This window comes from uncultured Pseudoteredinibacter sp. (assembly GCF_947500695.1).
In the GTDB taxonomy this organism is placed as follows: domain Bacteria; phylum Pseudomonadota; class Gammaproteobacteria; order Pseudomonadales; family Cellvibrionaceae; genus Pseudoteredinibacter.
In genome coordinates this window covers 665,163-684,717 of sequence record NZ_CANMSS010000002.1, presented here as the reverse complement: position 1 = coordinate 684,717, position 19,555 = coordinate 665,163, and the positions used below count along the sequence as shown (strand labels likewise).

The window sequence follows — 19,555 nt, the reverse complement described above, 5'->3', positions numbered from 1 at the left end:
GGGTCAGATCCCACTTCTTTTAAGAAAGCGGAGGCTGATGGCTTTTAGCGGCTTAACCTAGACGGGATCTGACCCCGACTCGAAGACACACTGCCTGAAACATAGCCAACCCATTTAGGGGGTCAGATCCCACTTCTTTTAAGAAAGCGGAGGCTGATGGCTTTTAGCGGCTTAACCTAGACGGGATCTGACCCCGGATCGAAGACACTTTCGCTGAAACTTAGCCAACCTATTTAGGGGTCAGACCCCACTTCTTTTAAGAAAGCGGAGGCTGATAGCTTTTAGTGGCTTAACCTAGACGGGATCTGACCCCGGTTCGAGGGCACTCCCCCTGAAACATGGCCAACCCATTTAGGGGTCAGACCCCACTTCTTTTAAAAAAGCGGAGGCTGATGGCTTTTAGTGGCTTAACCTAGACGGGGTCTGACCCCGGGGTGGAGGCACCATAGCCGGAGGCCACTACGAAGCCCGCGCTTAATAAGTCCTAGCTACCACTTCTGCGGCTAAATCGATATTGTTGCTCTGGGTCTTCAGCTCAAACTGCAGCTGATCGCCTGGCTCAATGGGGCCAACGCCTGCGGGGGTGCCGGTTAGTACGATATCGCCCGGCATTAGGGTGAAGTGTTCGGTGATATGACCAATCAACGGCAAGATACCGGTAAGCATGTCACTGCTACGGCCTTCTTGTTGTAGCAGGTGATTGCGTGTCATGCGCAGCTCAATGGCGGACCAATCCTCATCTGCATCAGGGCTGATAAAGCCTGAAACCGGGCAGCTGCCATCAAAGGCTTTGGACTTCTCCCAAGGCAGGCCCTTCTCTTTTAGCTCACTTTGCACATCTCTAAGCGTTAAATCTAAACCGATACCTACACCAGCGATGGCAATATTGGCCTGAAAGTCGGTAGCGCGGGCAATCTCGGCACCGATCAAAATGGCGATTTCGGTTTCGATATGACAGCTACCGCGATTCACTGGAATGCTGAAATACGGGCTGATGCGGCTCACCGCCGTGGGCGGCTTCATAAACAAGATAGGCTCATCGGGCACAGGATTATTAAGCTCGGCCGCATGCGCCGCGTAATTACGTCCAACACAGACTATTTTACCGACACCTCGGTCAACACAAGGGGCGAAAGGCTGACCATCCAGCGTAATTTCAGCGGCCATAAGCTTAGAACTCCAAATCAATAGCACCACGGGCTGCATATGCTATCATAGCGCGCCTTAAAACAGGGCCGACGCATGCGTAAAGAGCCCAAAAGACGACCCATAGCAAGTAACGAGTTTCCCATGGCCAGTATTTCCCTGGAAAAAAGCAAGATTAAATTCCTGCTCCTAGAAGGTGTTCACCAATCCGCCATTGATACCCTAACGGCGGCGGGCTACACCAATATTGAATATCTCAAGACTTCCCTGCCGGAAGCCGAGCTGATTGAAAAGTTAGCCGATGCCCATTTTGTTGGCATTCGCTCGCGCACCCAGCTAACCCGCAAGGTGCTGGAAGCGGCACCCAAGCTGATTGCTGTAGGCTGCTTCTGCATTGGCACCAATCAGGTCGATTTAAAAGCCGCTGAAGAGCTAGGTGTGGTGGTGTTTAACGCACCTTACTCCAACACTCGCTCGGTTGCCGAGCTGGTGATCGCCGAAGCCATTTTGCTATTGCGCGGCATTCCAGAGAAAAACGCGGTTTGTCACCGTGGTGGCTGGATGAAATCAGCGGTGGATTCCTATGAAATCCGCGGCAAAACCCTAGGCATTATCGGTTACGGTTCTATCGGTACTCAGGTGAGTGTATTGGCCGAATCCCTAGGCATGAAGGTTATCTTCTTTGATGTGGTTACCAAGCTGCCATTAGGTAATGCCAGCCAGGTTCGCAATCTAAATGAGCTGCTTAATCGCTCTGATATTGTTAGTTTGCATGTGCCTGAAACCGCCGCTACCAAAATGATGATGGGCGCTGAAGAAATTGCCCAGATGAAAGATAAAGCCATTTTGCTAAACGCCTCGCGCGGCACCGTGGTAGATATCGAAGCCCTTGCCGAAGCCCTTAAGGCTGGCAAAGTTGGCGGCACAGCGATTGATGTGTTCCCAGTAGAGCCACGTGGCAACGATGACGAATTCCAAAGCCCATTGCGTGGCATTGATAATGCCTTACTTACGCCACATATCGGCGGCTCTACCCAAGAAGCCCAAGAAAACATCGGCCTAGAAGTTGCCGAGAAGTTAGTGAAGTACTCGGATAACGGCACCACCATCACCGCCGTAAACTTCCCGGAAGTTGCACTGCCAGCACATTCCGATGTACACCGCCTATTGCACGTCCACAAAAACGTACCTGGTGTGATGTCAGCTATTAACTCGGTGTTTTCTGAAAACAATATCAACATTCTAGGCCAGTACCTGCAGACCAACGAATCGGTAGGTTATGTGGTTGTCGATATCGATGCCGAATACAGCGACGTTGCCCTGCAACAGCTTAAGAGCATCGAAGGCACTATGCGCTGTCGCGTGTTGTTTTAAGAAATCGCTTTTACTTAAAACCCAGCTTAAAACCTTAGCCGTGTCATACTAATGTGACACGGCTAATCTTCTTTCCCATCAACTTTAACAACACTGGCAACACCATAACGCTGCAGAATAGCTTTATGCGTGCCATCTCGATACATAGACCCCAAAGCCTCCGACAGTTCTTTTTGCAGTAAAGCATGATTCTTTATCGGAGCGCGCAAGCTAATTGACGGATAAAAGCCTCGTCGAGAGTATGGCCCTGGGTGCATCACCTCAACCTCCAAGCCCACCTCATCGGCATAGTGCAGTGCCACATCAGTATACATAAATATAGCGTCTACTCGCCCGCGCTTTAACATCTCCAACACTTGCCGATGACTGGCAATTCTACTGACTTCGATATAGTTTTTATCTTTTGCTGCTTGTAGCTCCTCTCCCAGTGGAACCACATTGATTAAACCTATTCGTTTGCCTCGCAGGTCTTGCGGCGATTCATATTTAAAACCCTTTCCCGCCAAAACCAACAAACGATACTCAGCCCAGCGCAAGGGGTAGTCTGGATACAAGGAGAACTCTTGAAATTCTTTATTACTGTAATTGAAAAATAAATCCAATTTTCCTAGGCGATAATCCCTCATTGCCCTAGCAATGGATATCTGCACCACCTCCAATTCAAAACTAGGCATTCGCCGAAAGGCTTCAATGCTCAGCTGCAGATCAGGGCCATCCAATTTGCCATTAATATTTTGCTGAAGAGGCGGATATTCAATATTAAATTGCACCAAACTCACCTTTTCGGCGAAGGTAAGCAACGACACACAAAGCAGGCTTAATACACTTACAAGCTTCAACATTTAACTACACTCAATACCACAACTAAGACCAACCCTATAAGCACAGCGTTAGCTACACGCAAAGCTACTCGAAAAAGCAGCTGTATTTTCAGCATAGACTAATCTTGCAACCTAGCGGCGGGTAAAGCACTGAAACTTCGAGGAGGGTGTCACCCTGCTTTCCTATAAGCTTCCAAATGGCATGTTCTCACCTTAAACATATGAGACAATCTGGGCTCACTAAGCAAAGTAAATGCAATGACCATTTCAGTATCCACTGTCCAACTACTAGATCTCGCCCTACGCTTTGCCGCTATCGGGCCACTGTGTTTATTGTTGCTCTATCTTATTAAGCAATATGGCTTTAAGGCGCCAGAAAAGCTTGGTTTGTGCCTTTCAATAATCGCTTATATCGCCCTTACCGCCCCCATCGAGAATCACCATTATGGCTTTAGTCGCAATGTTTTATTGCTGCTAACCGATATCGTTCCGTTTATGGCCCTGTGGTATACATTAAGGCAACTAGATGCAGGCTTTACACTACAGCAACTACCCAAAAGCGTTTTAATTGCAACTGCCGCTTGGTTTATTGCCCTAGGCGTTTTGTTTTTAGGTTTTGACGGCAAGCACGTCTTACATGATATTAATCACGGCTTAGGGATCACCTTGCTACTGGCTTTGGTTTATCTCTGCCTGCGAGATTTTCTGGATGATCTCGACAACCACCGTCGTCGCACACGTATATTGCTGGTGGCGTTTTGCTCGCTGTATATGGCGGGCTTGGTAAGCTTCGAATTTATGGATCGCGATATTCGTAATTCTTGGCAATTTAGCCTATCGAACGCGCTGTTTATCTTTATCATCATTCAAGGCATTTGTGCTTACGTTATATTTGCCTCTAGGACAAACAGCCTCAAAGAAAACAACTCTAAAGAAAGCAGCGACGCTGCTCAGCAAAAGCGCGATGCCAAGCACAAGTCAGAACAGGCCAACAAGCAACAACTGGATAAGCTAAAACAGCTCATGGAGCAGGACGCTTTTTTGCAAACCGAACTCAGCATTGGCAAGCTGGCTGAACAAATGCACTTACCCGCCCATCAACTGCGCCGCTTAATCAATCAAGAGCTGGGCTATAACAACTTCTCGCAATACCTAAACAGCTATCGCATACCCTGGGTTTGCCAACAGCTGCGCGACCCCAGCAATAGCTCGCCTGTTTTAAGCATCGCCTTAGAAGCTGGCTATGGCTCTATTGCACCATTCAATCGAGCCTTTAAGGCTCAAATGGGGCTCACCCCCAAACAATATCGTGATCAATTTTAAAAATTTTCGGATATTTTCAATTCTGCAAAGCAGAAATAAGCTAAATCCGGTGAAATAAGCGCTTTTCTTCGCTGGAGCATTACGTGAAAAAACTGATTCTCAGTCTTGTTGCCATTTTAATCGCAGCTTTTATCTATGCCGCCCTACCGGTATACCAAGGTTTATCCTATCGCGGTAAGGCGCCAATGTTGGCCTTCAACTATATTGATTGGCCAAAAGATCAACCTGCTACCAGCAATGTCCACCAGCCTCGCTTTACCACGCTTGATACCGCCGCTCTAAAAGCGCTAAAGGCGCAACAAAAAGTCGTCTCGGCTCCAGGTTACACCGCGGCCGTTGCGATCGATGGCAAGATGGCGTGGTCAGCAAGTGTAGGCTGGGCCGATATCGAAGATAAAGTTGCTATGAGCACAGCGACCAGCATGCGTATTGGCAGCACTTCAAAAGCACTAACAGCCACCGCACTTGCCCGCCTTGTATCTCAAGGCAAACTGGATTTGGATGCCCCACTCAACAGTTACTTCAAAGAGCTGCCCCACCCAAGCTGGGCCAAGATAAGCGCAAGGCATTTAGCATCCCATATGTCGGGCTTACCCCATTACCGTCGCAATGCAGATCGTTATGGCATGCTGGCCAGCTTAAGCGCCCAGGGTGAATACGATAATGTACAAGATGCCGTAAAGCTGTTTGATGCCAGCGATTTACTCTTTGAGCCCGGCGACGAGTTTAGCTATTCCAGCTGGGGCACTGTATTACTTAGCGCCCTAATTCAGATAAAAGCCGAGCAACCCTACCAAAACTTTATGGGGGAGGCCGTTTTAACACCACTCAATATGAGCTCAACCCGCAGCAAGCTCTCGCAACAGGGCAAGAAAAACAAGACGCCTACCGCCCAGTTCTACTGGCAAGACCCAAAACAAACTAGCCGCTTAAAGCCATGGTACTCACTCAACCTTAGCCATCGCCTGGCAGGTGGCGGCTGGCTATCCACCTCGATGGATCTTGCGCGCTTAGGTCAGGGTTTTATGAATGAAGACTTTTTACCAGTAAATATCCGAGAGCAGTTTTGGACCCCACAAAAGCTCAATAACGGTGAATTTAATCCGCAGCATTATGGCCTTGGGTGGCGAGTTCACGAGCTAAAACTCGGCGAAGATTTCGAGCCACTGATGTATATGCATCACGGCGGGGTCGCCGCTGGCGCACAAAGTTTTTTACTAGTAGTGCCACGCTATAAACTTTCGATGGCGATCAATGCCAACATTAGAACAGAGGTGTTTTCAGATTTTGCGAAGGTAAGTCATGAGCTATTAAAGCTGTTTATTGCCGAACTAGAAACGCAAAGCATTGAGAGACAAAATAAGGCACAAGCAGAACTACAGATTTGAGAGAAAATCAGGGTAAAAAAGCACAGGCTAGGTTTTCCCCAGCTGTGCTTTTTATTTACAGGTAAGAACAGCAGTAATCTAGAGGCTCTGATACTTTCAACGAGAAAGAACTGTTCGCCGGCACATTAAAGTCATCACCCGCAGCATAATTCTTCCACTCACTATCGCCCGGCAATAATATCTCGGCCTTACCCGCCAGCACTTCCATCAATTCGGCCGCTTCGGTATCGAAGGTGTAATCCCCAGGTAGCATTAAACCAAGGGTTTTCTTACTGCCATCTGGAAATAGAACGGTACGGCTTACCACCTTACCATCAAAGTAGATGTTAGCCGCTTTAACAACGCTTACGTTTTCGAATGTAGACATGGTTTTCTCTTTGCTATGGTTTTGTTTAATTTGCAGTGGATTATATAGCAAAGAAAGCCATGCGTACCGAGCTTACTAAATGTTCTAGAAACAGTCCCTGAAGTCTGACCGATTTTATGTCCTGCAGTAGCTGATCTGGAACACGCTTAAACCATGGGTTCGCACCGTCCAGGTGCTCAGCCTTCGGCCAAGCCCAAAATCCCTCCAAGGGATTTGGTCACGGGCGCTCGACTTCACGACATCCATGTCGCTCTACGGTTCCTGATCAGCTACTGCAGGACATAAAATCTACATTGTGCTTAGTTAAATACTGCTTACGTCATATACGCTGTAGCCCTTAGAGGGTGAAGACGCTTGCCAGCAACCGTAAAGTGTCACGGATGACACGACCCGAGCGCCCTGGACGGCTTGAGCGCGTTGCGGGCGAGCGTTTTCACCCTCTAAGGGCGACAAAGAATCGAAGAACCATTAATCTCTCAATAAATCCTTAGCTATCGCCAGCACCTGCATCTCATCCGTACCACCATAAATCTGTAGAATCTTCGCATCACGCATAAGCTGCTCTACCCGGTATTCGCGCATATAACCATTGCCACCAAAAATCTGCACCGCCTGAGTCGTAACCTCCATGGCCGCTTGCGCCGCATAGAGCTTCATCGAAGAAGCCTCAGCCATACTCATCGGAATACTTTGCTGGCTCATCTCAATATAACGAAACACCATATTTTGAACATTGACCCTAGCCACCTCCATATTGGCAAGCTTCAACTGAATTAACTGAAACTGCCCAATGGCCTGACCAAACTGCTGGCGCTCTTTAGCGTATTCCACACAAAGCTCAAGCGCACGCTCAATAATACCGAGGGCCATTGCCGCAATGCCAGCACGCTCTTGCGCGAATGTCGCCTTCGCACCACCACGACCATAGCTGTTAACACTACCGCCCAAAAGACGATCTTCCTCAACAAAAACATCTTGTAAAAAAAGCTCGCCAGTTGGAGAAGAACCAATACCCATTTTATGGAAGGGCTTCGATTGCTCTAAACCATCCATGCCGGAATCTAGAACAAAAGAAACAATTTTACGTTGCTCGGCGGGTACACCGTCCTCTTCAAGTTTACAAATAAAGACAATAGTGTCGGCATAAGGACCATTAGTAATGAAGGTTTTATTGCCATTAAGTAAAAAGCCACCATCGACTTTTTTGGCGCTAGACTTCATCTGCCCAAAAGCATCACTGCCAGAGTTAGGTTCAGTTATCGCCCAGGCGCCAACTTTTTCTAGTGTAAGCAAAGGCAAAGCCCAACGTTGCTTCTGCTCCAATGTGCCCTTGGACATAATTGCACCGCCGGTTAAGCCCATGGACACCCCCATAGCTGTCACCAAGCCCTGGGCATGCCGACTGATCTCAATGGTAGGTATCAAGCTTAAAGCGGCATCTCTCGTAGAATCTCCATCTGGCTTTTTCTCAGGGTTTGATTCAGCGGCGATACGTCGCTCAAAAGAAGCCTTGGCCATTTCATCCAGGCCAAAGGTTTTTACAAATTTGCGCAGAATATCGTAAGGCGGTAAGCCACCATATTCTAATTCATCTAAATGAGGGACGATTTCCTTTTCGACAAAATCCCGCACCATATCGCGCACACTCTGGTGCGTTTCGCTCCACTGAATCATAGGGCCTCCGAGTTATTGTTATTTTAAGCGTTGTTTCTTAATTCAAATTTATAGCCGTACCGCGCTGCGCTCTATTATCAGCCGGAGTAAAAGCCTGGCAACAGGGGGATTACTGTCGCTTAACTGGCAGGATTAACCACTTAAGGGCATTTATTAGGCCACGCTAGCGGGCCTCTAGATGATGATCGATAAGAGCAAAGACTTGATCACGATAGCGTTTCGCCTCGTTTACCAGTTGATGGCGGCCATCCTCGATAAGCTCAACCTTCACACTGGCAAAGGCTTTTTCTATTTGTGGCAAGTTATATTCCCAATCCACTGTCTTATCATCGGTGCCTTGGATAACGACAATAGGATTAGTGCAGGGTTCTTCGATGGCTGCCACTCGCTCTAGCCAATCTTTCATGGCAGCCACCCATGGCACAGATAACTGCTTTGGCTGCAAGACATCCTGCTCCGCGAGAAACTTCATAAAAGGAATATTATGGGAGTTAATTGCAAAGCGTCGCGGCATACTACTGATGCGCTTATTTAACAATTTAAACAACCACTGACCACTATCCCAGGCAAAGGGTTTTACCAGTGGAGCCAGCAGCAGTACCTTATCAAAAGCGAGCTCGTCATTATTGATCAAATAATTCATAATCGCGGCGCAGCCGGTGCTTTGGCCAATAACATGAATTGGCAGCTCACTGTGGTCCAGTAAAGTCCTAACGTTCTTTAAGGCTTCGGCGTAGTGGTCAAAATTTTCAATCGAAGCACGCTCACCTGTACTTAGGCCATGTCCGGGTAAATCAAAACCCAAAACAGCATAACCTGCACTAAGAAGGTGGCGAATGATGTGCTGGTAGATTCCCATATGGTCGTAATAGCCATGTACTAACAGCACCCAAGCTTTAGGATTAGATGGCTGCCAGGTCTGGCACAGCAACTCAAAATCTCCACTTTCCATTTTCCCCATAGAATGTTTCAACTCTAATTCCGGAAACTCGGCAGAAAAATCGATATTGTAAAAACTAAGATACTGCTGTTTTAGTATGGCTAGAGTTTCTTCTAGCTCGCCAACTTCGTTTAACGAGAAAGCGGGTAAACCCTTGCGGAGTTTTTCTAGCTGCTTCTCTGTTAGCCAATTGCCATTAGGGTAATACTCGGCTTCTGTACTGATCATAAACTATAGGTCTTTCAAATCTTTTGCAGGCTCGCCTGTTGCTAAGGCTCGACGCCAGTCTTTTAGGCGCTTATCGATGAGCTCGCTGGTTCTAGCACCCACTTCCCAATCATAGGCCAATTCCATCGTAGCAATGGCCTCCTCTCGCAGGCCCTGCTCCCAATAAATGATAGCCTCCAATTGGGCAAAGTTGCCTTCTCGGTCGCTAATTTTCTTCGCCAACGTCAAATGCTCGAGAGCACCCGTATAGTTTTTTTTGCGAAAATCTCTCTGGGCATTTGCGAAATGATAATAGGGGTTTCTTTTTCGATGAGAAGAAGATTGTTTCGCGAGAGCCTTAGCCTCCTCTAAACGACCAGTAATCCTATACAGGTTAGCGAGGTTCGTCATGACACTGTAATCTCTTCGCTCAACCGACAGAGCTTTTAGATAAGCCCTTTCTGCGAGCGCTAGACGATTAATTCGCCGAAGAGCCAGGCCCAAATTACCCCAAGCCACCACCTTATCAGGGTCGGCCTTAATGGCTGAATGCAAATACTTAAATACTGTTGGCCAGTCATCCTCAAACATCGCATCTACAGCAAGGTTATTAAATTGCAGTGATAGAGCTTCCAAATCAGTAATCGTTCTACTGGGATAAAAGTGGCTAAAGCGATCCATACGGAAGTCGATTATTTTATTACGTCCAGCACCCGTTTTGCCAATAACATTCACGTGGCGGAACCTAAGTAGTAAATCTTTTTCCCCTAAACTCCAGCTAGGTGGTAAATCCACCTCTTGAAAAGATAGATTTAAATTGACATGCCGCCCCATGGCTATAAACATTGCTGAATAAGAAAGACAGTTTGCCTGAGCTTTATCAAAGGCTTCATCCGCCGTGTAATGTGCATCCGCTTTGTAGTCTATTGTTCTTGAAGGATCATTAATGGCGTTATGTATATCTTGAATACGCCGACTGGCTGTCCCCTTAGGCCTAACGTAGAAACTAGAAAAAGCTTTCATATCATCGCTCATGAATAGAAATTTTTCTAATTCGGCTTGAACATCAAGTGCGGGATAGGTGTCTAAAAAGGCCTTTAGCTGCTCAAAGCTTGCAGCTTGATCAGTGGAGCTATGCTGGGGAGCGCCACAAGATAATAAAAAGCCAACCATAATCACGGTCAGCCCTCGTAAGAATGTTTTTTGAAAATGTAATATAAACATGCCTTGTCTCCTGTAATTACAACAGCGCAAAGCAATGGCTTTACATTTTATTATCTTCCTCAATGGCCCAGTCTAAAGCATCCAATTGCTGTTTGCGGGCTTTTACTTTTGTTGCTTTGAAAGCATCACAGTTGAGGCTTGCCATTTGCTGCGCTAGCGCTGCAGCTGCTTGCTGCAGTTCATTTTCATCGGCAACGACGCTGTCTAAAAAACCAGCGGTAAGCGCTGCCTGCGGATCAAACATTTCTGCATTGATAATAGCACGATTGAAATAGACTGGCGCGAGACGCCCTCGACATAACTCGATACCTACATGATGCATGGTCATGCCGATCGCAACTTCGTTGAGGCTTATCTTAAAATTACCCTCAACCCCGATTCGGTAATCTGAAGCCAGTAGTAAAAAAGCGCCTTTAGCGATGGCATGGCCATTACATGCCGCAATGATGGGCTGTGGGTGTGCCAGCATGCGACGTGTTAAACGCGAGCCAGCATCTACCATAGCTCTGGCAGCCTCGATTCCCTCTTGCATCACGGTCAAATCGTAACCACCGCTAAACATACCTTCGCGGCCAGTAATAATCACCGGCTTGGCCACAGCCTCTGCGCGATCTAAACCTTCGTTGATGGCCGCCAACACCGCTGGGGACAGGGCATTTACTTTACCATTGTTGAGGCGAATGGTTACCGCATGTTCAGATTCGCTATATTCGATCAAATCACTCATATAAGTTCTCTAAGCTCTCTATGTTTTCTAAGCTCTTTTTCATTTCTAGGGCTCCTCACGGGAGCAGCCACAAGAGCTGTTACAAGGGCTATAGCGCTACCGGCTGACTGGATTGCTCACTCAACACACGGTTAAGCAACTCATCCAAGCTTTCGCCCGTTGTGGTACAAGTCCACTGGCTACCTTCCCAATCACAATGAAAACCACCAGACTTGGCCGCCACCCAGATTTGCTTCATCGCCAGCTGGCGAGATACGATCACCTGGGTATTGCTATCTTCACAGTCGATGGTCAATACTCCGCTGCTGGATTCAAAGTCTAAAGCGGCATCACACTCATCGATGGCGTCTTCTAGGGCCATCAGGGTGTCTTCAGCTTGGGCTATAAATTCAGCTTCATTCATGGTCGACTCTCTCTTAGATTCAGTATCATCTATCAAACAATTCAGACCAGAGATTGTAGCATGCCCCACATCAACGATCTGACACAGGGTCAATGCTGCCAAAGCTATATCCACCGCCGCCTTTACCGTATACTGCGGCCTGCTTATAGCCTTTATAGAGACGCATTATGAAAAAAGCATTCGCAATCCTATTTGGCCTTACCCTTGTGGCCGCTCTAGGCGCGTGCGGCCAAAAAGGCCCATTAGTCTTGCCTGCTGCTGAGCCTGTTGTGCAAGAGCCGTCAGCGGTAACTAAAGAGCCGTCAGCGGTAACTAAAGAGCCGTCAGCGGTAACTAAAGAACCATCAGCGGGTAATGAAGAGCCCTCAACGGTTAACGAAGAGCCAACCAAAGACGAGGTGGAATAATAATCCACCCCAAACAACTACAGTCATTGAGTTAAATACAGCAATAGCACCATGCAAGATTTTTACTATAACGAACAACAGCTCATGGCCGAGCAATGCCAACTGCAAGATATCGCCGAACAATACGGCACCCCTTGTTACGTCTACAGCCTGGCCCATATACAACGCCAATACCTCGCCTATGCCAACGCCCTCGGCGATAGTGGCATGGCCTGCTATGCGGTGAAAGCCAACTCCAATATCGCGATTTTGCAGCAGCTAGCCAAGCTAGGCGCTGGCTTTGATATTGTCTCTGAAGGCGAGCTTGAGCGAGTGCTCGCCGCCGGCGGAGAACCCACAAAAATCGTCTTTTCCGGTGTCGGCAAAAAGCCCGGCGAGATGCGCCGAGCACTAGAGGTTGGGATTCACTGTTTTAATGTGGAATCTGAAGCCGAGCTCGAGCTACTCGCCTCAGTTGCCAAAGACATGGGCAAGGCCGCCGCTGTATCGCTGCGCGTAAACCCCGATGTCGATGCGAAGACACACCCTTATATCTCCACCGGCTTGAAAGAAAACAAGTTTGGTATCGATATCAAGCGCGCACCCGAGGTATACCAGCGCGCCGCAAGCCTAGAGGCTCTTGAGGTTGTCGGTGTTGATTGCCATATCGGCTCGCAGCTGACTGAGCTCGCGCCTTTTATTGATGCCTTAGATCGTATTTTGCAGCTTATAGACACCCTAGCTGGCTTAGGTATTACTCTAAAGCATATGGATCTAGGCGGCGGTCTGGGTGTCGACTATCAAGGCGAAAAGCCACCGGCCATCAGCGAGTTGGTTGAGGCCGTACGAGCCAAACTGGGCGATCGTCAATTAGAGCTCATCTTTGAGCCTGGGCGCTCTATTGTCGCTAATGCCGGCGCCCTACTCACCCGAGTAGATTACCTAAAGCCTACCGAACATAAGAACTTTGCCATCATTGATGCCGCCATGAACGACAATATTCGTCCTTCGCTGTACCAAGCTTGGCAACAGGTTTTACCTGTCCAAGAGCGCTCCGAAGAAAGCTTGGAATGGGACTTGGTCGGCCCGGTTTGTGAAACTGGTGATTTTATGGCCAAACAGCGCCAGCTCGCCTTGGCAGAAGGTGATATATTAGCTGTTATGTCGACCGGAGCTTATGGCTTCACCATGAGCTCTAACTACAATAGCCGCCCCAGAGCTGCTGAAATTCTGGTAGACGGCGATAAGGCACAGCTGATTCGCAGACGTGAATCTATAACAGAGCTATTTGCCCACGAGCAGCTATTGTAAGCGCCAGAAAGTTAGATAGAAGGAAGATAGAGTGAGACTGAGATTCACCAAGATGCACGGTTTAGGTAATGACTTCGTCATGATTGACGCCGTCAGCCAGCGCATCCGACTCAGTGCCGAGAAGGTTCGAAAGATTGCCGATCGACGCTTTGGTGTCGGCTGTGATCAATTGTTGATCGTTGAAATTCCCAGCCGTCCCGATGTTGATTTTAAATATCGTATTTTTAACTGTGATGGCAGTGAGGTAGAAAATTGCGGAAACGGCGCACGTTGCTTTGCGAAGTTTGTGCGCGAGCGCAAATTAACCGGCAAGAAAGAGATCAAAGTAGAAACAAAAGCCGGTGTTTTGCTATTAAAAGTGCAAGACAATGGTGATGTCAGTGTGGATATGGGCAAGCCCGAACTTAGCCCAGCACAAATTCCCTTTGATAACGTTGAAGAGCAAAGTAAGTATCGCATTGCACTAGATCATGGCGAGATAGAGATCGGCGCCGTATCGATGGGCAACCCCCATGCTGTTACTGTAATCGATAGCTGTGAGAAAGGCCCAATTGAAGAATGGGGCCCGCAGATAGAAGCTCATGCCCGCTTTCCGCAGAAGGTAAACGCCGGCTTTATGGAGCTGCTATCTCGACAGGAAGTTAATTTGCGCGTTTTCGAACGCGGTGTAGGTGAAACATTAGCCTGTGGCACTGGCGCCTGTGCCGCTGTGGTTAGCGGCCGCCTACAGGGCTTATTGGATGAGAAGGTAAAAGTGAATCTGCCAGGTGGTAGCTTGCAGATTGAATGGCCAGGGCGCGACCAGCCCGTTATCATGACAGGACCCGCAACGACGGTTTATCACGGACAAATAAAAATATGAGCAACACAGAAAGTGCTATAGACGAACAGGATATCGTTGAGTTTTTAAGAAACGATCAAGAATTTTTTCTACGCCATCCTAATTTAATCAGCGATATTCAATTGCCTCACGCCAGTGGTAATGCGATTTCATTGATTGAACGTCAAGTTAGTGTTTTACGTGATCGCAATATGGAAATGCGCCACCGCCTAAGTAGTCTGCTGGAAAATGCTCGTGATAATGATAAGTTGTTCGATAAAACCAAACGTTTAGTTCTGGCATTGATGGAGGCTCAGGATCTCGGCGATATTATTGATGCTCTGTTCTACAGCTTTAATAGTGAATTTAAAATTCACTATACTACCCTACTGCTATTCAGCAAAGACGATAATATAGATGCCGGCCCAGCCCGCATTGTTACTTTGAATGAAGCCCGTGAACCGCTTGGCATGCACATTAAATCTGGCAAAGCCTGCTGCGGACATTTCGACGGCAATACCATTCACTACCTCTTTGAAGATAATGCCGCAAAGGTAGGCTCAGCTGCTATTGCGCCCCTTATTCACGGCAACTGCTTTGGCTTGCTAGCCATTGGCAATCGCGATCCAGATTATTATCGCTCTAGCATGGGCACGCTATTTCTGTCCTATATTGCCGACATGCTAAACCGCATTGTACCCAAACATTTACCAGGCTAGGCATGAACAACTTGCTGCTACAGAGTCAGAGCTTCTGCGATTACCTGCAGCAGGTGCGGCAAGTTTCTCCCCATACCCTCTCAAACTATCGCCGCGATTTAGATAAATTTATTCATTATTGCGACTCCCAAAGCCTCGAGAATATTAGCGCCGTAAACGCGCACCATATTCGCCAGTGCATTGCACAACTTCATCGCCAAGGTTTAAGCGGACGAAGCATACAACGCTTACTCTCAGCCTTACGTTCCTGGTTTCGCTTTGCCATAAAAGAGCAATGGATAAAACAAGATCCCAGCGCTGGCATCAGCGCGCCCAAATCGCCCAAACCACTCCCCAAAACCATGGACGTAGATCAAACGGCAGACTTTATGTCGGTTGATCACGAAGACTGCTTCTATGAAACACGCGATGGAGCCATTTTAGAAACCATGTACTCTTCTGGGCTTCGCCTGGCCGAACTGACCGATCTTGATTTGGGAAATATTGATTTTTCAGCCGGCACCGTATTGGCACGAGGCAAAGGTAATAAACAAAGATTGCTGCCACTAGGTAAGATCGCCTTGAACGCCATCAAACAATGGCTAAGCCAGCGCAAACTATTCGCGGAACAAGATGAACCTGCCGTATTTATCAGTAAAAAAGGCCAACGCTTAAAACCGCGAAGCATTCAGGCACGTTTTAATCGCCAAAGCCTGGCTAAAGGGCACCCCGTTAATCCACATATGCTGCGCCATTCTTTTGCCAGTCATATGCTGGAATCCAGCGGCGACTTAAGAGCTGTGCAAGAGCTTTTAGGGCATGCCAATATTTCGACCACCCAGGTCTATACTCATTTAGATTTTCAGCATCTCGCGAAAGTCTATGATAATGCCCACCCTAGGGCGCAGAAAAAAGACGATTAAGAAACTGCTCTATGCCAGATATTAAACTGATTTGCTTCGATCTCGATGATACGCTTTGGTCAACCAAGCAAGTAATGATGGAGGCTGAAAAACAAGCCTTTGCCCTACTTACTCAAAGAGCCGCAGTAATCGCTGAATACTACGACATGATGAGCTTGTTTCAAGCAAGAGTTAAAAAATGGAAACAGCTGACTGCCGATCAACCACAATTGAAGTACCAGGTAAGCCAGTTACGCCGTCAATCACTCAGTTTAGTTTTACAAGATCATAATTTTAATCAAGCTGAAGCAGAGCAACTCAGCGATGATATTTTTCAGTGCTTTATGCACTGGCGACACAAGCCGGTTTATTTTGAACACACCGGAGAAACGCTAGCGCAGTTAAGCGAACAGTATCAACTCGCGGCCATCACCAATGGCAATGCGTGCAGCAAACGCTTAGGACTCGATAAATACTTTACATTGCATATCAGTGCGGAAGATCTCGGCATCGGCAAGCCTGAGCCAGAACCCTTTGAGCAAACCTTGAAACATTTCAATGTTAGGGCAGAAGAAGCATTACATATCGGGGACAACCCAAGTGACGATGTTTGGGGAGCGCAGCAAGCTGGATTGTATACAATATGGTACAACCCTAATAATAAACCGTGGGAAGAATCTGAATATACGGCGAGCCTGGAAGTCGACCAATTAAATAAAATACCTGCAGCCGTAGAACGACTGCAGGCCAACTTGCAGATGAAATCGTAAAATTCTTTAGATAGGCCTAGAACCGTAATTGTTCTGAGGCTTTTTCGGCGGATCGGCCATCACGTTAGGTGCAATATCTTGAATTTCTCCACCGTGGCTTAGAAACTCCTGCACCTGACGATCCAACTCGGATCTAAGATCGGCTCGACAGCCCGGCGTAAAGGATTGCTCTTTGTCTAACTTTGCGAGCGAATCCAATCCTACCGGATTGTCATTCACATTAAGCTGCTTAACAGCTTTTTCTTTTTTATGCTGTTTTAGTATTGTCATTTTATTAAGTACCCTAAGAATACACCCTTCGTATTTAGGTATAGCCTATTGATCAGAGTAGGCAACCAATTGTCGGAACTTTCTTATCACTTTTTGTCATCATTATTACGAAAAAAATTCCACTTTTTTTGAAATGACAGCTTAGACAGTTAGTTCTTTAGTTTTAATTAAAAAGTTACGCTTTAGTCTTATTTTGTCTGTGGTTTTTGCGAGACCAGTAGCACCGTAAAAGCCACCCAGAGCCATTGATAGAGCAACAAATTGAAAATCTAGTTTTGCCCACAAACGGTGCAATAAAAGTGTCTTTGCTTAAGCAAATATTTTTTCAGCAGCTAGATCTTTATGACTTAACAAAGGCACACCTTCAATCAGGGATTATTTGCGATAAATTAATTAACAGCTAAAGTAGCCAAGCTTTATTCGCTGTGGAATTTAATAAGTGTTTAGACACTAAAAATGACGGGAAAGAAATCGAATCTGGAAAGGCAATAGAGAAAAAAACGCAAAAGAAAGAAAACTAAAAAGAACAAATAAGAGAGGACTAGCAGCCACCAAAAACCTTAGTGGCTGCAAGGTTTTTATACAGCCTCTGGGCCTGTTTCGCCAGTGCGAATTCGGATAATCTCATCCAGTGGCGAAATAAATATTTTACCATCACCAATCTTGCCAGTTTGGGCCGACTTGCTAATCGCTTCTACCGCCTGTTCAACCATGGCATCATCTAAAGCCAGCTCTAGCTTCACCTTAGGTAAGAAATCCACGACATACTCAGCGCCTCGATAAAGCTCTGTGTGACCTTTCTGACGACCAAAACCTTTGACTTCAGTAACTGTCATACCTTGCACGCCTACTTCTGATAAGGCTGCACGTACATCGTCCAATTTAAATGGTTTGATAACCGCTGTGATTAACTTCATACCGGATTCCTGTTTGAACTTGAATTGCTAAGGCTTTTCATGGTTTTTTTAGAGGGGGCACCATACACGGAAAAGCCCTAAAAATCACCCAAACAAGCCTTTCTCAGCCATAAAAGCCCCGAAAACCGGGGCTTTTATGATGTAACACAAACGCTGTGCCCTGTTACTTAGTCGTGAACTCTGGGTAGGCGTCCATACCGCACTCGGCCAGATCAACACCGTCGTACTCTTCCTCTTCGCTTACACGTACACCGAAGATCTTATCGATGATCAACCACACCAAGAGGCTTGATAGGAATACCCAACCAAAGATAGTGGCAGCACCAATTAACTGACCGGTAAAACTAGAGCCTCCATCAGCTGTCAGTGGGTTAGTAACAGGAACCAGTAACAAACCAAGTAGACCCACAACACCATGGACAGAAATAGCACCTACTGGATCATCGATTTTTAGCTTATCCAAAGTCAGAATGCTAAATACTACGATGACACCACCTAGCATACCGAACAAAGTAGCCTGTAATGGCGTTGGCGTTGATGGCTCTGCCGTAATGGCTACCAAGCCGGCTAAAGCACCGTTCAATGCCATAGTGAGATCCGCCTTACCAAACTTAAAGCGGGCAATGGCTAGTGCACCGATTAAGCCACCCGCTGCGGCAGCATTGGTGTTCATAAAGACAACCGCTACACTGTTTGCACTTTCAACACTGGCCGTTGCTAATACCGAGCCGCCGTTGAAGCCGAACCAACCCAACCAAAGGATAAAAGTACCCAAGGTAGCCAATGGCAAGTTACAACCTGGAATCGGAGTGATGACATTACCTGGACCGTATTTGCCTTTACGCGGACCAAGAATCAATACACCAGCCAATGCTGCTGCAGCACCTGCCATATGTACAATGCCCGAGCCAGCAAAATCAGAGAAGCCAAGATCACCTAGGTTATACAAACCGAAGACATCTTTGCTGCCCCAAGTCCAAGAACCTTCAAGTGGATAGATGAAACCTGTCATCACCACCGCGAAGGCTAAGAATGCCCACAGTTTCATGCGCTCAGCGACAGCACCTGAAACAATCGACATGGCGGTTGCTACAAACACAACCTGGAAGAAAAAGTCCGCCGAGGGAGCATAGCTCGCTGGCTCGGCGGCTCCGGCAATTCCGTCCCCCGTTATGCCGGACAACAGCCAATCGGCTGACCCGTACATAATCGTGTAACCACAAATCATGTACATGGTGCATGCGATTGCGAACAGAGCGACGTTTTTGGTCAAAATTTCTGTGGTATTTTTAGCGCGAACTAAACCGGCTTCCAACATGGCAAAACCAGCGGCCATCCACATTACTAAGGCGCCACAGACTAAGAAATAAAAGGTGTCGAGGGCATAAGCCAACTCGTTAACTTGGGTTTCCATCAGTTTTCTCCAGACAAAAGAATCCTGTCGCAGCTAAAAAAGCCGCAAAAAATAAGGTTTTTGAGTTTATTACGAGGTTAAATTAGATCGCTATACTAGATAGCATCTTCACCGGTCTCACCAGTTCGAATTCTAATAACCTGCTCTAGGGCGCTGACAAATATTTTTCCGTCGCCAATTTTTCCGCTGTGTGCTGCTTTTGAAATAGCTTCAACAACAACTTCAACATCTGAATCTGCTACTGCAGCTTCAACTTTGGTTTTTGGCAAAAAGTCGACAACATATTCGGCGCCGCGATACAGCTCAGTGTGGCCTTTTTGTCGGCCATAACCTTTAACTTCCGTTACCGTAATGCCATGCACACCGGCTTCGGATAAGGCTTCTCGCACGGAGTCGAGCTTGAATGGTTTAACAATTGCAGTTACTAATTTCATAATTCCCCCGAACTGGGGCCAGCTTTAGCCAGCCCCGAA

At 47.1% G+C, this 19,555-nt stretch carries 21 protein-coding genes; 9 read left to right on the top strand and 12 right to left on the bottom strand.

Features of this window, described 5'->3' with window-relative positions; all coding sequences use genetic code 11:
* Positions 1 to 474 precede the first annotated feature (474 nt).
* The gene (locus Q1A08_RS06655) at positions 475 to 1,167 is read right to left on the bottom strand and encodes a fumarylacetoacetate hydrolase family protein (RefSeq protein ID WP_299771090.1); all 693 of its coding nucleotides are present in this window, start codon (positions 1,165 to 1,167) and stop codon (positions 475 to 477) included.
* Between the two features lie 123 nt (positions 1,168 to 1,290).
* On the opposite strand from Q1A08_RS06655, the gene serA reads away from it, so the two are divergent.
* Complete coding sequence (gene serA, locus Q1A08_RS06650; RefSeq protein WP_299771088.1) at positions 1,291 to 2,520, top strand: phosphoglycerate dehydrogenase; 1,230 nt, start codon at positions 1,291 to 1,293, stop codon at positions 2,518 to 2,520.
* A 62-nt stretch (positions 2,521 to 2,582) separates the two neighbouring features.
* Here the strand turns inward: serA and Q1A08_RS06645 are convergent, their stop codons facing one another.
* Positions 2,583 to 3,362 (bottom strand): transporter substrate-binding domain-containing protein, encoded by a 780-nt coding sequence (locus Q1A08_RS06645; RefSeq protein WP_299771086.1) that lies wholly within the window; start codon positions 3,360 to 3,362, stop codon positions 2,583 to 2,585.
* 237 nt (positions 3,363 to 3,599) lie between these two features.
* Between Q1A08_RS06645 and Q1A08_RS06640 the strand changes: the two genes are divergently transcribed.
* Both Q1A08_RS06640 and Q1A08_RS06635 read left to right on the top strand, forming a co-directional pair.
* Positions 3,600 to 4,664 carry an AraC family transcriptional regulator gene (locus Q1A08_RS06640; protein ID WP_299771084.1) on the top strand — a complete coding sequence of 355 codons (1,065 nt, stop codon included), beginning with the start codon at positions 3,600 to 3,602 and terminating at the stop codon, positions 4,662 to 4,664.
* An 83-nt stretch (positions 4,665 to 4,747) separates the two neighbouring features.
* Positions 4,748 to 6,052, top strand: coding sequence for a serine hydrolase domain-containing protein (locus tag Q1A08_RS06635; protein WP_299771082.1), 1,305 nt, complete (start codon positions 4,748 to 4,750; stop codon positions 6,050 to 6,052).
* 55 nt (positions 6,053 to 6,107) lie between these two features.
* Here Q1A08_RS06635 and Q1A08_RS06630 read toward each other — a convergent pair whose 3' ends face one another.
* From Q1A08_RS06630 to cyaY, 6 genes are all read right to left on the bottom strand, one after another.
* Entirely contained in the window at positions 6,108 to 6,419 is a 312-nt protein-coding gene (locus Q1A08_RS06630; protein WP_299771080.1) for a pyrimidine/purine nucleoside phosphorylase, read from the bottom strand.
* A gap of 468 nt (positions 6,420 to 6,887) precedes the next feature.
* On the bottom strand, positions 6,888 to 8,093 hold the full coding sequence (locus tag Q1A08_RS06625) for an acyl-CoA dehydrogenase family protein (RefSeq protein WP_299771078.1): 1,206 nt from the start codon (positions 8,091 to 8,093) through the stop codon (positions 6,888 to 6,890).
* A gap of 163 nt (positions 8,094 to 8,256) precedes the next feature.
* On the bottom strand, positions 8,257 to 9,261 hold the full coding sequence (locus Q1A08_RS06620) for an alpha/beta hydrolase (RefSeq protein WP_299771077.1): 1,005 nt from the start codon (positions 9,259 to 9,261) through the stop codon (positions 8,257 to 8,259).
* Positions 9,262 to 9,264: 3 nt separating this feature from the next.
* Positions 9,265 to 10,464 carry a hypothetical protein gene (locus tag Q1A08_RS06615; RefSeq protein WP_299771075.1) on the bottom strand — a complete coding sequence of 400 codons (1,200 nt, stop codon included), beginning with the start codon at positions 10,462 to 10,464 and terminating at the stop codon, positions 9,265 to 9,267.
* Positions 10,465 to 10,504: 40 nt separating this feature from the next.
* Positions 10,505 to 11,191 (bottom strand): crotonase/enoyl-CoA hydratase family protein, encoded by a 687-nt coding sequence (locus tag Q1A08_RS06610; RefSeq protein WP_299771073.1) that lies wholly within the window; start codon positions 11,189 to 11,191, stop codon positions 10,505 to 10,507.
* 88 nt (positions 11,192 to 11,279) lie between these two features.
* The gene (gene cyaY / locus Q1A08_RS06605) at positions 11,280 to 11,696 is read right to left on the bottom strand and encodes an iron donor protein CyaY (protein WP_299771071.1); all 417 of its coding nucleotides are present in this window, start codon (positions 11,694 to 11,696) and stop codon (positions 11,280 to 11,282) included.
* 65 nt (positions 11,697 to 11,761) lie between these two features.
* Between cyaY and Q1A08_RS06600 the strand changes: the two genes are divergently transcribed.
* Genes Q1A08_RS06600 through Q1A08_RS06575 form a run of 6 tightly spaced genes read left to right on the top strand, consistent with a single transcriptional unit; the run spans position 11,762 to position 16,481 of the window.
* Positions 11,762 to 12,001 carry a lipoprotein gene (locus Q1A08_RS06600; protein ID WP_299771069.1) on the top strand — a complete coding sequence of 80 codons (240 nt, stop codon included), beginning with the start codon at positions 11,762 to 11,764 and terminating at the stop codon, positions 11,999 to 12,001.
* Positions 12,002 to 12,052: 51 nt separating this feature from the next.
* Positions 12,053 to 13,291, top strand: coding sequence for a diaminopimelate decarboxylase (lysA, locus tag Q1A08_RS06595; RefSeq protein ID WP_299771067.1), 1,239 nt, complete (start codon positions 12,053 to 12,055; stop codon positions 13,289 to 13,291).
* Between the two features lie 31 nt (positions 13,292 to 13,322).
* Positions 13,323 to 14,153 carry a diaminopimelate epimerase gene (dapF, locus tag Q1A08_RS06590; protein ID WP_299771065.1) on the top strand — a complete coding sequence of 277 codons (831 nt, stop codon included), beginning with the start codon at positions 13,323 to 13,325 and terminating at the stop codon, positions 14,151 to 14,153.
* Positions 14,150 to 14,830 (top strand): DUF484 family protein, encoded by a 681-nt coding sequence (locus tag Q1A08_RS06585; RefSeq protein ID WP_299771063.1) that lies wholly within the window; start codon positions 14,150 to 14,152, stop codon positions 14,828 to 14,830. Before dapF ends, Q1A08_RS06585 begins: the two co-directional genes overlap by 4 nt.
* A 2-nt stretch (positions 14,831 to 14,832) precedes the next feature.
* Complete coding sequence (xerC, locus tag Q1A08_RS06580) at positions 14,833 to 15,732, top strand: tyrosine recombinase XerC (RefSeq protein WP_299771061.1); 900 nt, start codon at positions 14,833 to 14,835, stop codon at positions 15,730 to 15,732.
* Positions 15,733 to 15,743: 11 nt separating this feature from the next.
* Positions 15,744 to 16,481 carry an HAD family hydrolase gene (locus tag Q1A08_RS06575; protein WP_299771059.1) on the top strand — a complete coding sequence of 246 codons (738 nt, stop codon included), beginning with the start codon at positions 15,744 to 15,746 and terminating at the stop codon, positions 16,479 to 16,481.
* Between the two features lie 6 nt (positions 16,482 to 16,487).
* Here the strand turns inward: Q1A08_RS06575 and Q1A08_RS06570 are convergent, their stop codons facing one another.
* The 4 genes from Q1A08_RS06570 to Q1A08_RS06555 all read right to left on the bottom strand — a co-directional run bounded on the left by Q1A08_RS06570 (position 16,488) and on the right by Q1A08_RS06555 (position 19,516).
* Entirely contained in the window at positions 16,488 to 16,751 is a 264-nt protein-coding gene (locus Q1A08_RS06570) for a hypothetical protein (RefSeq protein ID WP_299771057.1), read from the bottom strand.
* A 578-nt stretch (positions 16,752 to 17,329) separates the two neighbouring features.
* On the bottom strand, positions 17,330 to 17,668 hold the full coding sequence (locus Q1A08_RS06565; protein WP_166852649.1) for a P-II family nitrogen regulator: 339 nt from the start codon (positions 17,666 to 17,668) through the stop codon (positions 17,330 to 17,332).
* 163 nt (positions 17,669 to 17,831) lie between these two features.
* Positions 17,832 to 19,082 (bottom strand): ammonium transporter, encoded by a 1,251-nt coding sequence (locus Q1A08_RS06560; protein WP_299771049.1) that lies wholly within the window; start codon positions 19,080 to 19,082, stop codon positions 17,832 to 17,834.
* 95 nt (positions 19,083 to 19,177) lie between these two features.
* Entirely contained in the window at positions 19,178 to 19,516 is a 339-nt protein-coding gene (locus Q1A08_RS06555) for a P-II family nitrogen regulator (RefSeq protein ID WP_299771047.1), read from the bottom strand.
* Between the last annotated feature and the right edge of the window lie 39 nt (positions 19,517 to 19,555).

Excerpts from the sequence above, each read along its gene's own strand:
- lysA (WP_299771067.1), top strand. The coding sequence starts at position 12,053 with ATGCAAGATTTTTACTATAACGAACAACAGCTCATGGCCGAGCAATGC.
- Q1A08_RS06630 (WP_299771080.1), bottom strand. The coding sequence starts at position 6,419 with ATGTCTACATTCGAAAACGTAAGCGTTGTTAAAGCGGCTAACATCTAC.
- Q1A08_RS06645 (WP_299771086.1), bottom strand. The coding sequence starts at position 3,362 with ATGTTGAAGCTTGTAAGTGTATTAAGCCTGCTTTGTGTGTCGTTGCTT.
- serA (WP_299771088.1), top strand. The coding sequence starts at position 1,291 with ATGGCCAGTATTTCCCTGGAAAAAAGCAAGATTAAATTCCTGCTCCTA.
- Q1A08_RS06575 (WP_299771059.1), top strand. The coding sequence starts at position 15,744 with ATGCCAGATATTAAACTGATTTGCTTCGATCTCGATGATACGCTTTGG.
- Q1A08_RS06640 (WP_299771084.1), top strand. The coding sequence starts at position 3,600 with ATGACCATTTCAGTATCCACTGTCCAACTACTAGATCTCGCCCTACGC.
- Q1A08_RS06615 (WP_299771075.1), bottom strand. The coding sequence starts at position 10,464 with ATGTTTATATTACATTTTCAAAAAACATTCTTACGAGGGCTGACCGTG.
- Q1A08_RS06585 (WP_299771063.1), top strand. The coding sequence starts at position 14,150 with ATGAGCAACACAGAAAGTGCTATAGACGAACAGGATATCGTTGAGTTT.
- Q1A08_RS06565 (WP_166852649.1), bottom strand. The coding sequence starts at position 17,668 with ATGAAGTTAATCACAGCGGTTATCAAACCATTTAAATTGGACGATGTA.
- Q1A08_RS06655 (WP_299771090.1), bottom strand. The coding sequence starts at position 1,167 with ATGGCCGCTGAAATTACGCTGGATGGTCAGCCTTTCGCCCCTTGTGTT.
- Q1A08_RS06560 (WP_299771049.1), bottom strand. The coding sequence starts at position 19,082 with ATGGAAACCCAAGTTAACGAGTTGGCTTATGCCCTCGACACCTTTTAT.
- Q1A08_RS06620 (WP_299771077.1), bottom strand. The coding sequence starts at position 9,261 with ATGATCAGTACAGAAGCCGAGTATTACCCTAATGGCAATTGGCTAACA.
- Q1A08_RS06555 (WP_299771047.1), bottom strand. The coding sequence starts at position 19,516 with ATGAAATTAGTAACTGCAATTGTTAAACCATTCAAGCTCGACTCCGTG.
- Q1A08_RS06625 (WP_299771078.1), bottom strand. The coding sequence starts at position 8,093 with ATGATTCAGTGGAGCGAAACGCACCAGAGTGTGCGCGATATGGTGCGG.
- Q1A08_RS06610 (WP_299771073.1), bottom strand. The coding sequence starts at position 11,191 with ATGAGTGATTTGATCGAATATAGCGAATCTGAACATGCGGTAACCATT.
- Q1A08_RS06570 (WP_299771057.1), bottom strand. The coding sequence starts at position 16,751 with ATGACAATACTAAAACAGCATAAAAAAGAAAAAGCTGTTAAGCAGCTT.
- Q1A08_RS06600 (WP_299771069.1), top strand. The coding sequence starts at position 11,762 with ATGAAAAAAGCATTCGCAATCCTATTTGGCCTTACCCTTGTGGCCGCT.
- xerC (WP_299771061.1), top strand. The coding sequence starts at position 14,833 with ATGAACAACTTGCTGCTACAGAGTCAGAGCTTCTGCGATTACCTGCAG.